Here is a 14,316-nt window from a genome sequence, read left to right as displayed (position 1 = left end):
CTCTGACTTTTGGGACAATCTCTTTTAATTTATTTTTCTGAATTAAAAAACAGCTTAAAAAACCGCAATTTTCCCTGTTTGAATTCCGCCAGAACTTGTAATTATTTTGTAGATATAAATTCCTGAAGCCGTATTTTTTATATTAATGTTATTAATTTTAGAAACTAGGGGCGAAGTAATGGTATTTTGCCCGCTGATAGTGTACAAATAGAAAACAGCGTTTTCCTCTTTTTTGGCTTCAATAAATAATTCTTCATTTTTGTTTAATAACGTAGGATGGATAAAAAACAAATCATCACCTAAATAATTAGCATCAAGAATTGAAGAACTTATTATAGTATCGCTTTCTAAAATTATATTTATTTTATATCGATTACTGCCTTTTGTGGGCGTGCTGTCGACAAAAGAAAATGTTTTTGAATCGATGTTATTTATGGTATTAATGACATCTTCGGCATTGTTGGTTATTTTTATCAGCTCAATTCTTTTGATATTGTACAAGCTAAAAAGGCTGGCATCAATTTTTACTTTGTCCTCCTGATAAATCTCTGCCAAGGCCAGCTCAAAATAACAATTTGAGTTTGGAGCATATTGTAAAGTTGACTCACATTTTATTCCTTCGCTATTGTCAAATACTGGAGTTACAGTGTAAATTTTCCAATCTGTATAGGTATAATTAGTGTTTGTTGTTTGCTCTTTAAATTCTAAATTATCACCCGTGAGCTGATAAATATTAAAAGAAGTAACATCCGCAGGTTTTTCCCAATTAATTTCTGTTGTGCCGTCACAAACTAAACTGGTACTGATATTTAAATCATAAGAAATAATAAAGCTATCAGAAATATAATCAGTAGTACCAATGGTCATTTTTAATTTTGCTTTTGAAAATTTTTGTTCAGAAGGAGTATAGAGAAATTGTTCAGAATCGAGATTGATACCATTTGTGATAATCTCCCAAGTCTGCCCATTATTATAACTAATAGACAATTGTCCCGAAGTACCAGAAAAAGAAGAATCCCATTTAAAAGGCGAAATAGTTTTACCATCATAAGGGAAATTATCATTTGCAACGGGGTAATTCCATTCAAATTGATTTTTCAATTCATATTCATATGCTATGCTGTATTGCTGAGAATTATTCGAAATGTATGCACCGCTAATATTGATCGTATAAGATCCCGATATGGGGTTTTCAATAGTAACCTGTTCTATCGTATTAAGTTTGTCTTTTCCTCTGAGCGCTTGCTGCTCAGGAACATCAGAATTAAGAATCCAGGGTAAAAAAGCAGTATTGTTAGCCGTAATAACTTCAAGGTCTAGATCGTTAACCAAACTTATATTACTATTGATTTCGGCAGGCAGATCATTCCATACTAAGGTAATTTTTAAGTTTTTTGCATTTTCCGGAACATTGATGTTGTGCATATTTGTTTGACCAGATGTCAAAGTGCCGGATATAATTCTATTTTCGCTGATGGTTTTTAGACATTTATAAGTATTAATATTGCCATAACCATAGGTAAAATCAGGTCCTGGGCTGCCTAAATCTTTGGCGCTGTTAATTAAAATTGCTTTTGTTGTGGCATTATTCAGTGGCATATTGTTTATGTTTTTATAATGCTCTTTCATCAGCGTAATAATTCCTGTAGCCAATGCCGTAGAATTTGAAGTTCCCTGCGTACTAAACGCGACTAATTCTGGTTTTATTCGGCCGTCATAAGCCGGGCCTTTTGAAGAAAAAGGCATAATTACTTCGTTTTGATCAATACAGCCCAATACGATACTATTTTTGGATTGCTTGAAATTACCGGTAATAGACTTATAACCCTGAAGACCGATATTTCCAGATGAGAAGCAATGGGTCAAATCTGGATTTAAAAATAATTGAGAATCATAAGCATTAGCAAGCGAACCATAAAAATTCTCAATTTCTGTACCGTAGGAATGATTTTGAGTTGTCGCTCCTTGTAAAGCTGCTACTTCATCAGGATAAATATTCAAAAAATCAGATGATAGTATTTTAGCCTTTTGAGCGACGCCTTTTCCTAATGCAGAACTATTTCCTAATCCGCAGACAATAGTCGCCATAGCCGTTGCATGTCCCGATACAATAGCAGATTGTGTTGTGGAAGGGATATGCTTATTTAAAAGATCAATATCATTCACATCAAAAAAATCATCTTTGATTACTGCAGTTTGATTTTCGCCTTTTAAAAGAGGAAAATCAGCATGGGCTTTATTGATATAATTGATACTAAAATTTTGATCTATTATTTTAGATTCAGCTTTTGGCTGCAGCGATTCTTGCGAAACAGAAGATACACTGTTCAGAACTATAACCTCATTGCTGATTTTTTTAGAATCACTTTTTATCATTACAAGGTGGTTATCCAGTATTTCGATATCAGAAATCTTCATTGACTTCAAATCAGTAATTAACGCTTTTAGGGAATCAGCTGCTATTATATACTGTTTGTCTTCTTTATGATTTGAAAAATTGGAGGGTAATTTCCATAAATTATTAACCGGGAAAATTTTTTGCGAAGATTTTTTAAGTCCTGCACTTTCACTTTTATTTTCAACAATGCAAAAAGTATTGTCTAGCTTTTTTACAATCTTGTAGTTGTTGTGATGTGCATTTTCTAAAGACGTAAAATAATATTTTTCAAATTTTATTTCGTTTTCCTTTTTTATGTATTGTTTCCATTTGTCAGAGCTTTGTGAGAGACTGATTGTCGTTATCATAAGAATGAAAAAAGTAATTTTTGTCTTCATTTAGATAAAGCAAAGATGAAATTTATACATAATGATTTCTATTTGAAATAACTATCTGTCGTGGGTAAATCAAAGTTATTAAAATATTTGTAAAAATTTTATGATTTTTTATTTCCTGCATAATCTTCAAAATCTATGGGAATGATATTCTCTTTTGCAGCCGTCTTTATATTTTATATGGATATAAAAACTATAAAATCATTTTTTAACACATGCGAAACAAAACAAAATTTTGAAATATTTTTTTATACTTAAAAGGTTGATTTGTATTTTATTACCGATTTTACTGGGCTCAGATTAATATGAGATAATTTTTGTTAAAAACATATGTTAAATTTTTGTAACAAAAAGTATTAATTTTGTTAAATAGTTTTTTTATAAGTATTTTAAGATTAAAATTTATATAAATTTGATAATAAATATTACAATATTTTGTAAAGAGCCCCCTAATTTATCAATTTATTTAAACCAAAAAGCTATTATTATGAAGAAAATTAAATCAATTTTAGCGTTGTCATTTATAGCGCTAACAGTATTGTCCTGTAATAAAGAAGATGAAACAGGTCAATCTAACCAAGAATCTCTTAAAGTAACACAAGATGTGTTAAATAAAATAGATGCACTTGCACTAAATAACAAAGATGTTCAAGTGATTAAAAACATTAAGTTAGATGGTACCACTGAGGATGCGTTCCTGGTAGAAGGAGATATCATCGTTACACAAGATCAATTAAATAAAATGGATCTTCATGGTGGTATTACTACAGAACAATACCGTACTAGTAATTTAGTATCTGCCCCAAGAACTATAAAAGTTGTTGGATTAACAGGAACAGGTACAACAGCGCTGACTACCAATATGCGTGCTGGATTGCAAGCGGCAATTAATAGATATAATAATTTAGGATTGTCTATTAACTTTACACTTACTTTTAGTTCAAGTACTTCAGGTGCAAATATTGTTGTCCGGAGACAAACTGGATCTGCGGGTGGAGTAGCAGGTTTCCCTTCTGGAGGAAACCCATATAATTCAGTTACATTATATTCAGGATTAGAATCTTATTCAACAAATGTAAATGCGCACGTAGCTGCACATGAAATTGGGCACTGTATTGGTTTGCGTCATACAGACTATTTCAGCCGTCAGAGTTGTGGTCAGAATTCAAATGAAGGATCAGCTGGTGTTGGAGCAATTCATATCCCAGGAACACCTACAGGGTATGACCCAACTTCTTATATGAGAGCATGTTTCTCTTCAAGTGAAACTGGAGCTTTCAATTCTAATGACGTTACAGCTCTGAATTATTTATATTAGAAATTAAAAGTTGAATTAGAGTTCTCTTTACAAAATATTATAGGCTGTTTCATAATTTTATGAAACAGCCTATTTTTTTGGATGTACTTTTTAGGAATGATTAAATAAGACGAAATAGGCAAAAAAAATCCCATTTCGTTAGAAATGGGATTTTCAGTTTGTGACCTCTATGATACAAATTACAAATCATTTTATGCAATTCTGTGACTTCTATTACAGGCTCTATTGATATATTCTGGAAATCTCAGGAACCATTAGATTAGTTTTCATATAAGAAATAAGTTTTAATAGCTTGTTACAAGGAGTAGGCTTGTAATGTTTTTCTTGCCCATTTCCCCCAATTTTTTAAAGCTTCTAAAAGTGTTTTGTTTAGTTCTTTATTGTCAGTAGGCTTACCTTTTGCCGGAGGAATTAAATCTTTTTCGGGTACTGTAATTTCAGTAACTTTTGTAGCAAACCATGTCATATTTTCATGTGGCATAGCCAAGCCTAAAATTGTTCCGGGTAAGCCTGTAAAAGATTCAGGGCCGCCCGAGAACGGAATTTGAATGGTGTAATAGGCAACAACATAAACAGAATCGATAATTATGGCATTTGCTCTTCGGCATTCATAGCCCGCAATTTCTCTGGTTTCATCGGTAATTTTCCAGTCAATTTTTCGTAAACTATCTTTAACTAAATATAAATCATCGTAAACGTTTTTTTGGGTAATGCTGGTTTGGGTATCCAGATCTGTGGCGATAACATTTTTTAAATTAGCCATTGCATCATCTGCAATCCAACTGTTGTTGCTTGTTGGCTCATTGGTTTCATCCCATTTATACAAACTTTTGTTTTTTGAAAAGGTGAGTGTACTTTTTGCAGTTTTAAATTGTGGATTGTTTTTTTTATAACCTTCAAAAGCTAATTTATAATAACTGTCAGTTTCTCCTTTTATTTTTTTTGTAATCAAAGCGTACATATTTGATTTTTTTTCAAATTCGATTACGCCATTTTGTACAAAGTGTTCATTTTGTGCAAAAGTATTGCAGCTTGTCAATACAATTATTAAAATTAAGAGGTGATTTAGTATTGTTTTCATGGTTTTAGTTTTGTTTAATTTCTCCTCCGCCCATTTTGCTAAAGTCCCAGCTTACAGAGAACATAAAGTATCTTTGGATAGTGGTATAAGTACTTTGGTTGATATTTCCATTGAATGCAGAACGATTAAATCCTACATTTTGGTTCAAAAGATCTCTTCCTGTTATAGAAACTTTTAAATTATCTGATTTAAAGAATTTTTTGGTGATAGAGGCATTCCAAATAAAACGTTCAAAAGATTCTTGAATCACCTGCGTTTTTCCATTATATTGATAATTACCATCTGTGCTGATTTCTAGTTTGAAAGGTAATTCTATACTGGTCCAGAAATTTCCATTAAAACCCCAGCCATTACTATCACTATTTTCGTTGATGCTTGCATTAGCAACGTTGTAAGTAGGACCGAAGCTAGTATTAAAATTATATTTTTTTTCTTTATACTTTGATAAGTTTAAATTAAAGGAATAACTTGAATTTTTAGTTTGATTTAGTTTTGTATTGATGTAATTATAGTTTACATTTTGGTTAGCGCTTAAACCAATTCCTGCGTTCATGTCTATGGCTTTGATTGTTTTGCCAAAATTACTGCCCAAATAATAACTTGTTGCTAATTTGTTTTTTAGGTTTACAAATTGAGAAATACTTTGTCCTCTATCATTTGTAACCACATTACTTATTATTGGATTTAGCGTAAAATTATACGACGCATTAACCGAAAAATATTGATTGCTAAGTACTTTATATGTATAATAATTTCCTCTAAAATTATTTCTAAAAGAAGGATCTAAATTTGGATTACCCAAAATTGTATTTAATTGATTTTGATTATCTCGTATCGGTTGTATTTGTTCTAATGTTGGCTGATCGGTGTTTCCGTTGTACGAAAAACGCAGTGATTCTCTTTGTTTAAAATTATATTGATAGTTTATTTGAGGCATGTAGTTGATAAATTTTTGCTTAAAATAACTATCTGTATAAACATTATATTGTTTAAAGTTTACACCACTAAATTTAGAACCAAAAGAAAAAACAGTTTTATTTTTTTTGTAATTAAAAATCGCCCCAAGTTGGTTTATAGTTTGGTCTAATTCATAATTATTACTAAAGATGGAATCTAAAACATTATAATCGCCATTGGGAGATTGATTATAAGATTTGCGATCAGCTTTTCCGTTGCTAATGTTGAATCCATAATTAAGAATTACAGTCAGGCTTTTGGATAACGGTTCGGTATAAATTAGATTTGATTTAAAAGCTGTATTGCTAACATTATTGACTTTATTTTGATTGACTACTTTGGTGCTGTCCGGACTAATTACGGATGGTGTAAAAAATTCAGCTCTGGAATTTAAATAACCATCACTTTTGCTATCTGTACTGGATTGGCTTAAATTAAGAGATAATGTTCGACCCGTTTTTTTAAGTCTTTTGGTTAATAAAGTATTTATATTAAATATTTTATCATCAACATCGTTTGTAGTTGTCTGTTTCAAATTATTCAATTGGTTACCTTGTTCGTCAGTACCTTTTCGCATTTCTGCTTCACTTGAATTACTATTTTTAAATAACCCATCTACATTTAATTTTAAAGTTAAAGTAGTATCAATTTTAATTTCATAAGCCAGATCAAGTTTGTTTTTAGTCATGTTTTTCTCAAAACTCTTGTCTGAAGTATTATAAATACTGCTAGAACTTAAATTTTGCTGGTTAATATCATTGCGATTTCCTGAAAGTTTGATATCGCCAATTTTATAATTTACATTGATAGATTCTTTATCGTTGTTCCATTTATTGTCAAAGTGTATTCCGCCAGTTTGAGCTACAGGAATTCCTTCACCATTAAATTGACCATCCCAACTATCAAGTTCATCATTTCCATTGTTTGAAAAATAAATACCGCCGTCATCAGTTACTTGATAACCGCTTTGGCCATATTTATCTTTATCTCCCCATCCTAATCCTACTTGTCCGGTGTTGCCAAAAATGCCATAAGCAGCTATTTTTTTCTTATCCCAAAACTTATTAAACATGGCTTGACCTTTGTAAAAATTATCTGTTCCTCCTCCAAGTTCTACTTTCCCGAAATGACCATTTTTTTTGTCTTCTTTAAGTTTAACATTCAGCGTTTTGGTTTTCTGACCATCATCAATTCCTGTAAAAGCGGCCTGATCACTTTTTTTGTCGTACAATTGTACTTTATCAACCATGTCCGCACGTAGATTTTTTGTAACTAAAGTGGGATCATCACCAAAAAACTCTTCACCATCAACCAAAACTTTGGTTACAGTTTCACCTTGAGCGGTAATTTTTCCATCCTTATCAATTTGTATTCCCGGGAATTGTTTTATCAGATCTTCTACTTTTGCATTAGGTTCTATTTTAAATGCTTTTGGATCAAATTCTAACGTATCTCCTTTGATTTTCATGGCGGCTCTATTGCCTTTTATAATTATTTCGGATAATAATCTTCCTTTATCAGCCAAATTAATTTTACCATAATCTTTGATTAACTTTGTAGAATCGACAGAAAATTGATCTACAAAATCAGCATATTTGGGATAAGAAACCAGTAAAATAAATTTACCGGGTTTAATATTATTCAACTCAAAATAACCATTTTCTTTGGCTCGGGTAAATTTTAGTAAAATGGAATCTTGTGCTCTTAACAAGGAGACTGATGCATTCGTTAAAGTAGACTTGTTTATGGTGTCTGCTACATATCCTTTAACTGTGCCTGATATTTGTGCCTGTAAAGTATTTGATAAAAAAAGAAAGCAACATAATAATAGAATTGATTGTTTCATTAATTGGTTGTGGTTTTTTGAAAAAGAGGCATAATAGTTCTATTCTATTTTTTGAGAAATAGAGATAAAATGCATTTGTTGTGTGATTTGTTTTTGAAGTAAGATGATTGATTGTAGATTCTATAATAGAAATTGAAATAGCACTTTTTTATAGAGGTTTGAAGAAGTCAAGCGACTAGGTTTTGTAAAATTCATAATTTTTTTGTGAGGTTTTGATTGTTAGTGGTGTTAATTTTAACGATTTTGATTAGTAATCGTTACTCTAATAGTTAAATGCTAATATAGTTCAAATGTAAATAAAATACTGCAATGATAAATTACTATTTATTCATCTTCCAAAATAAATACTAGACAAAAACACATCATTCGAGATATGTTACTATCTGATTAGTTGTAAAGACATTTTTAATCAGTAATTAATATTTGAAATGATCATTTGAATCTCAGCCAAATAGTCGACTTTTATTCCTTTGTTAATTGCAGGTTCTATTATATTTATTTCGTTTATGCTATTCATTACTTCTTCACAAAGTTTTCTGTTGGGATGTTCTACTTTAATATTAATGATTTCTTTATTTTTATTAATAATAAAATTTATTGCAATACGTTGTCTTTCAGGAGTCAGATTAAAAGAATCAAATTCCACCTCATTCCAAATGTGATTTATAATGCTTTCTTTGAAACATTCTTTTGATCTATCATTTTTAACTGCACATTTTTTCGTCAAGGGGATCTGTTCCACATTATTTGAACGAAATAAATTTTTGATATCTATTTCCCGAAATACTAATTCTTTTTTTGGAATAAACTCGTGTTTGAGTTTTTTTTCTCCTTCATTTCTTTCATATTCCAAGCCAATCACAATGTGTCCTGGTTGCTCCCTTTTAAACGAAATTGAAACTTTTTCGTTCTGGGCATCCACAAATTTATCACTGACTCTTGTTTCTGCATGATCACTGAAATTTTTTTGATGTAGCTGCTTTTCGGCTGTTATTTTATCTATTTCTATTTTTTTGTCCCTGTAAAAAAGTTTTGCTGCTCTGGGGTCTAAAAAGTGATAATAGCTCGACACGATGAGTAAATTTTGATAATATTTGTCAATTTCTGAAGAAGTACTTGCGATCGTTAATTGAATTTTTATGGTATCCACAGCTACTAGGGCTTTTTCAGACGATTTTAGATCTAAATAACCATAAAATGTTTTGATAATTTGGTCATTTTGAAAAACATTTCTATTTCTATGGTTTTCTATAAATCCATATTTTTTTATTGAAGAATAGATAGTATCTCTGCTTGATTGTAATGGGAGATTGAAGAATAATTGATTAATGTCATTTTGAGCATATGAATTTAATAAACACAAAAAATGAATGATAATAATGACTATTTTTTTATTCTGTGATTTCATATCTAATAACATTAATAAACTTTCGTTATCATTTCACTTATAGGCAAACGAACTTTTTTCGTAGCTGCCATATAGTCTTTTTCCGAATCCCGATATCCTAAAGCGAGGATAACTGTAGAATGCAGCCCTTTTTCTTTCAAACCCAAAACGGCATCAATAATGGAGGCATTAAAACCTTCGATAGGAGTGGCATCCACTTTCAATTCTGCCGCAGCAATAAGTGCAGTTCCTAGTGCAATATAAGCCTGTTTGGCCGCCCAAAGGGCTTTTTGTTCTGCATTAATAGCGCTGAAATAGGAATGCAGTCCATTTCTAAATCCTGATAAAGCACCAGCATCAAGACCTCTTTGCTTTTCTGTCATTGCCATGTAATCGTTAATGTAACTCGGAGTCATGTCAGTGAATGCAGCAAAAACCAACAAATGAGAGCAAGAGCTGATCTGTCCATTATACGAATCAGCACCTAATTTCTTTTGGATTTCTGGGTTGCTTACAACAAAAACACGGTAAGATTGTAGACCACAAGAAGATGCTGAAAGATTTATAGCCTCTAAGATCTGATCGACCTTCTCTTCTGTTACTTTAACGTTATTGTAAGCTTTTGTGGCGTAGCGCCATTTCAAATTTTCTATCAAATTCATTGCTATGTCTGTCTTAAATTTTGGCAAATATAAATTTATTTGTTTTGTTTTACGAGGCTTGAATTGCTATTGGAAACTTCAAATCAGTCATATCCTAGTTCTCTAAAGAATAATTATCTGTTTTCCTTTGTTATTATATTTGTAAAAAGATTAATAATCTTTAAAATAGTATTAAAAAAGAATAATTATCTGATTTTTTTGTTTTTGAAAAATATTAAATCTTTTATTTTCAAATTTGCAGGGTAAAAAAACTAAACCTTTTCATCAAATGAAAGCGAACATACAAGAAGATTTAAGAATAAGCGAAAAGCAGGATATTGAAAACACCCAGAATACAATCCAGAATGATTTTGCATTCACACTAAAGAGCACTTGTTTAGATGAAAACTATCACCCCTCAAGTGAAACGCGTTTGACAACCAATTTTGCAAACCTGGCCAGAGGAGGTAATCGCCAACAAAACTTACGTAATGCCTTAAATATGATTAACAATCGATTCAATGCATTGGCTCATGTGGATAATCCAAAAGCAGATCGTTATCTTGTAGAACTTGAAATCATCACAGTAACGATGAATATTGATGATAAGAATGGTATTAACAATCTGCCGTTGATTGAAGTTTTAAAAACGAATATTTTTGACCACAAGACCAGCCAGCGTATAGAAGGTATTGCCGGAAATAATTTTTCGTCTTATGTACGTGATTATGATTTCAGTATTTTATTGATCGAGCACAATAAAAATAAAGCTAATTTTTGTATTCCTGAAAATTTTGGTGATTTGCACGGAAAACTTTATAAGTGCTTTGTCAATTCAGCCACTTATAAAGAGCACTTTAAGATGTCACCGATCATTTGTTTAAGTGTATCGAGCAACAAAACTTATACTCGCACTGAGTACCAGCATCCGGTTCTGGGTTTTGAGTATCTGCAGGATCAGTATTCTATCACTGATGAATATTTCTCTAAAATGGGCTTAAAAGTTCGTTTTTTCATGCCTCCGAATAGTGTGGCACCGATGGCTTTTTATCATTCCGGAGATCTGCTTGCTGATTATACTGATCTAGGACTAATCAGCTCAATCAGCACTATGGAGACTTTCCAGAAGATTTATCGCCCTGAAATTTACAATGCAAATTCAGTGGCTGGGAAAGTCTATCAACCTAGTCTTAAACACGAAGATTATTCACTGACTCGCGTGGATTATGACCGCGAAGAGCGCAGCCAATTGGCTGTTGAACAGGGTAAATATGCAGAAGAGCATTTCATTAAGCCTTACAAGAGTCTCCTAGAACAATGGTCTGCTAATTTTACCCTTTAATTGATTACAACGCATTAAAATTATACTATTATGAAGAAATTATTATTGCCAACCTCTATTGTTGGAAGTTTACCCAAACCTGCCTGGCTTGCGCCACCCGAAAAACTTTGGTCACCATGGAAATTAGAAGGCGATCAGCTGCTTGAAGGGAAACAAGATGCTTTACGCATTTCTCTGCAGGAACAGCAATTGGCAGATCTAGATATCATTTGTGACGGCGAGCAGACACGCCAGCATTTTGTAACGACTTTTATCGAGCATTTAAGCGGTGTAGATTTTGAAAATCGTAAAACAGTAAAAATCCGTAACCGTTATGATGCGAGTGTTCCAGTGGTTGTAGGTGAGGTTGCACGTCAAAAAGCAGTTTTTGTTGAAGATGCTAAATTTTTACGTAAACAGACTAATAAGCCTATAAAATGGGCATTGCCAGGCCCGCTGACTATGGTAGATACCTTGTATGACGACCATTATAAAAGCCGTGAAAAATTGGCTTGGGAATTTGCGAAAGCACTCAATGAAGAAGCAAGAGAACTTCAAGACGCAGGGGTAGATATTATCCAGTTTGATGAACCTGCATTTAATGTGTTCTTTGATGAAGTAAACGATTGGGGAATGGCGGCATTAGAAAGAGCCATTGAAGGTTTACACTGTCAAACTGCGGTTCATATTTGTTATGGTTATGGAATACAGGCAAATACTGATTGGAAAAAGACACTAGGTTCAGAGTGGCGACAATACGAAGAAATTTTTCCGAAAATTCAAAAATCTAAAATTGATGTGGTCTCTTTAGAATGTCACAACTCCAATGTGCCTTTAGATTTAATGGAACTTGTTCGCGGTAAAAAAGTAATGGTAGGTGCCATTGATGTGGCAAAAAACACTATCGAAACACCAGAAGAAGTAGCTGATACTCTTCGTAAAGCTCTTGAGTTTGTAGATGCCGAAAATCTTTACCCTTCTACAAACTGCGGTATGGCCCCGCTATCTCGAGAAGTAGCTAGAGGCAAATTAAGTGCTTTAAGCGCAGGAGCAGAAATTATACGCAAAGAACTTGGGATTTAGTCTCAATATATTAATAATGGAGTCCGTGCCTCCACGGAGGAATAATATTTAAAACACATTGAAGAAATCATTAGAAGTATTAAAAAAATCAGGTTTCGACGGTTTCCTGTTAATGATAGCCACCATGATTTTGATGGCTTATTTTTTGCCAAAGCCAGGCATGGTCAAAGAACCAGTTTCACTGGAGGAGATTGCCAATGCTGGCGTTTCCTTGATTTTCTTGTTTTATGGCATGCGACTGAGTGTTGAGAAGCTAAAAGCCGGACTTGCCAACTGGAAAATGCACATTGTCGTTCAGTTGACAACTTTTTTATTTTTTCCGCTCATTGTTTTGGCATTTCGTCCGTTGTTTGTTAATAACGGTTTCGAGCTGCTTTGGCTGGGTGTATTTTTTCTGGCAGCTTTACCGTCTACAGTTTCCTCTTCGGTGGTTATGGTTTCGATCGCTAAGGGAAATATTCCTGCAGCCATTTTCAATGCAAGCATTTCCAGTTTAATCGGAGTAGTGGTTACGCCGCTCTGGGTTGGGCTGTTTATAGCTTCTGCTACAGGCGATTTTGATATCGCTCATATCGTCATAAAGTTGATTTTTCAAGTCTTGCTGCCTGTCATCATTGGCATAAGTCTAAACTCCCGTTTCGGTGCCATTGCCGAAAAATACAAGAAACAGCTCAAATATTTCGATCAGGCAGTTATTCTAACGATTATTTACACGTCGTTTTGCAAGTCATTTTCCGAACATCTTTTTGAAGGCTTCACCGCCATTGAACTTGCTGGACTCGCAGCAGGGATGATGGCGTTGTTTTTTGCCGTATTCTTTTGTGTCGGACTACTCAGCCGTCTGCTTGGCTTTTCAGATGAAGACCGTATTACTGTCTTATTCTGCGGGTCTAAAAAGTCATTGGTACACGGCACCGTTATGTCAAAAGTACTTTTTCAGCACAGTACCATCACTGGCATCGTATTGCTGCCGCTCATGCTTTACCATGCCTTGCAATTGATCGCTGCCAGCATCATTGCTCAGGGTATGGCTCGACGAAAAGAAGTATAATTTTATTTATGAGGGACGTGCTCCTTTATCTTTTTTCGATAAAGGGCACGCTCCCTGCGATAAAATAATACCTTTTAGATTTTTATACTGCGAAGATGAAAGCTGCAGTGTTTTATGTTTTAAACTTGTCTGAAGTAAGATTTTTGTATTGTTTTTAGTTATATTTGAAGAATTTTATTCTGATTTAAAAATAAATTAACCCAAAATATTCTATGGAGCAGATAGATGAAATTGATCTTCAGTTATTAAATATACTTCACGATAATTCTAAATACACTGTAAAAGAGCTTGCTAAAATGGTAAATCTTTCCGCATCGCCTGTTTTTGAGCGAATTAAAAGATTGGAAAACAGCGGCTACATTAAAAAATATATAGCACTCCTTGATGCAGAAAAATTAAACAGGGGATTCATTGTTTTTTGTAATATCAAACTTAAACAGCACGATCGCAATATTGGGAATCAATTTGTTAGTGATATAATGAAAATAGAAGAAATTGTGGAATGTTACAATATCTCAGGTGATTACGATTTTTTAATGAAAGTATCTGCCAAAGATATGAAGCACTATCAGGATTTTGTCTTTAATAAATTAGGTTCAGTTGAAAGCATAGGCAGCACCCAAAGTACATTTGTCATGGCGGAGATAAAAAATATGTATGGATAGTTCCGCGATGGCTTATTTATTTGAAATTCGCCTTAGCTTTTGTGACAGAAAATATATTAAGTCCATTTTGGAATTATTTTATATTTAACATCGAAAAACTGCGATCAATCAAAAGAGAAAAAACTCTATATTCTTAACGGGATTTCGAAAAAATAGAACCATATGATGTCAGGCTGTGAAAGCTTGAAAATGCA

At 32.9% G+C, this 14,316-nt stretch carries 10 protein-coding genes; 5 read left to right on the top strand and 5 right to left on the bottom strand.

Annotated elements, in window-relative coordinates; genetic code table 11:
* Positions 1-54: 54 nt before the first annotated feature.
* Positions 55-2,745 (bottom strand): S8 family serine peptidase, encoded by a 2,691-nt coding sequence (locus J2Y38_RS10580; protein WP_309842120.1) that lies wholly within the window; start codon positions 2,743-2,745, stop codon positions 55-57.
* A gap of 514 nt (positions 2,746-3,259) precedes the next feature.
* Here J2Y38_RS10580 and J2Y38_RS10575 point away from each other — a divergent pair.
* Positions 3,260-4,090 (top strand): M57 family metalloprotease, encoded by an 831-nt coding sequence (locus tag J2Y38_RS10575; RefSeq protein WP_409025140.1) that lies wholly within the window; start codon positions 3,260-3,262, stop codon positions 4,088-4,090.
* 295 nt (positions 4,091-4,385) lie between these two features.
* On the opposite strand, the gene J2Y38_RS10570 is transcribed toward J2Y38_RS10575, so the two are convergent.
* The 4 genes from J2Y38_RS10570 to J2Y38_RS10555 all read right to left on the bottom strand — a co-directional run bounded on the left by J2Y38_RS10570 (position 4,386) and on the right by J2Y38_RS10555 (position 10,023).
* On the bottom strand, positions 4,386-5,171 hold the full coding sequence (locus J2Y38_RS10570) for a GLPGLI family protein (protein WP_309842115.1): 786 nt from the start codon (positions 5,169-5,171) through the stop codon (positions 4,386-4,388).
* Between the two features lie 4 nt (positions 5,172-5,175).
* The gene (locus J2Y38_RS10565; RefSeq protein WP_309842113.1) at positions 5,176-7,974 is read right to left on the bottom strand and encodes an outer membrane beta-barrel family protein; all 2,799 of its coding nucleotides are present in this window, start codon (positions 7,972-7,974) and stop codon (positions 5,176-5,178) included.
* A 409-nt stretch (positions 7,975-8,383) separates the two neighbouring features.
* Positions 8,384-9,382: a hypothetical protein gene (locus J2Y38_RS10560; RefSeq protein WP_309842110.1), complete on the bottom strand. Its 999-nt coding sequence runs from the start codon at positions 9,380-9,382 to the stop codon at positions 8,384-8,386.
* An 11-nt stretch (positions 9,383-9,393) separates the two neighbouring features.
* Positions 9,394-10,023 carry a nitroreductase family protein gene (locus tag J2Y38_RS10555; protein ID WP_309842107.1) on the bottom strand — a complete coding sequence of 210 codons (630 nt, stop codon included), beginning with the start codon at positions 10,021-10,023 and terminating at the stop codon, positions 9,394-9,396.
* Between the two features lie 268 nt (positions 10,024-10,291).
* Between J2Y38_RS10555 and J2Y38_RS10550 the strand changes: the two genes are divergently transcribed.
* From J2Y38_RS10550 to J2Y38_RS10535, 4 genes are all read left to right on the top strand, one after another.
* Positions 10,292-11,344, top strand: a complete 1,053-nt coding sequence (locus tag J2Y38_RS10550; protein ID WP_309842105.1) for a DUF1852 domain-containing protein — start codon at positions 10,292-10,294, stop codon at positions 11,342-11,344.
* 30 nt (positions 11,345-11,374) lie between these two features.
* Positions 11,375-12,406 carry a methionine synthase gene (locus tag J2Y38_RS10545; RefSeq protein ID WP_309842103.1) on the top strand — a complete coding sequence of 344 codons (1,032 nt, stop codon included), beginning with the start codon at positions 11,375-11,377 and terminating at the stop codon, positions 12,404-12,406.
* 58 nt (positions 12,407-12,464) lie between these two features.
* Positions 12,465-13,457 carry a bile acid:sodium symporter family protein gene (locus J2Y38_RS10540; RefSeq protein ID WP_309842100.1) on the top strand — a complete coding sequence of 331 codons (993 nt, stop codon included), beginning with the start codon at positions 12,465-12,467 and terminating at the stop codon, positions 13,455-13,457.
* Positions 13,458-13,669: 212 nt separating this feature from the next.
* Entirely contained in the window at positions 13,670-14,122 is a 453-nt protein-coding gene (locus J2Y38_RS10535; RefSeq protein WP_309842098.1) for an Lrp/AsnC family transcriptional regulator, read from the top strand.
* Positions 14,123-14,316: the final 194 nt, after the last annotated feature.

This window comes from Flavobacterium sp. 2755 (genome assembly GCF_031455715.1).
Taxonomy (GTDB): domain Bacteria; phylum Bacteroidota; class Bacteroidia; order Flavobacteriales; family Flavobacteriaceae; genus Flavobacterium.
This window is presented reverse-complemented; position numbering and strand designations above follow the sequence as displayed.

What these genes read in the sequence shown, in the direction of transcription:
- J2Y38_RS10535 (WP_309842098.1), top strand. Translation starts at nt 13,670, where the DNA reads ATGGAGCAGATAGATGAAATTGATCTTCAGTTATTAAATATACTTCAC.
- J2Y38_RS10560 (WP_309842110.1), bottom strand. Translation starts at nt 9,382, where the DNA reads ATGAAATCACAGAATAAAAAAATAGTCATTATTATCATTCATTTTTTG.
- J2Y38_RS10545 (WP_309842103.1), top strand. Translation starts at nt 11,375, where the DNA reads ATGAAGAAATTATTATTGCCAACCTCTATTGTTGGAAGTTTACCCAAA.
- J2Y38_RS10580 (WP_309842120.1), bottom strand. Translation starts at nt 2,745, where the DNA reads ATGATAACGACAATCAGTCTCTCACAAAGCTCTGACAAATGGAAACAA.
- J2Y38_RS10555 (WP_309842107.1), bottom strand. Translation starts at nt 10,023, where the DNA reads ATGAATTTGATAGAAAATTTGAAATGGCGCTACGCCACAAAAGCTTAC.
- J2Y38_RS10575 (WP_409025140.1), top strand. Translation starts at nt 3,260, where the DNA reads ATGAAGAAAATTAAATCAATTTTAGCGTTGTCATTTATAGCGCTAACA.
- J2Y38_RS10550 (WP_309842105.1), top strand. Translation starts at nt 10,292, where the DNA reads ATGAAAGCGAACATACAAGAAGATTTAAGAATAAGCGAAAAGCAGGAT.
- J2Y38_RS10565 (WP_309842113.1), bottom strand. Translation starts at nt 7,974, where the DNA reads ATGAAACAATCAATTCTATTATTATGTTGCTTTCTTTTTTTATCAAAT.
- J2Y38_RS10570 (WP_309842115.1), bottom strand. Translation starts at nt 5,171, where the DNA reads ATGAAAACAATACTAAATCACCTCTTAATTTTAATAATTGTATTGACA.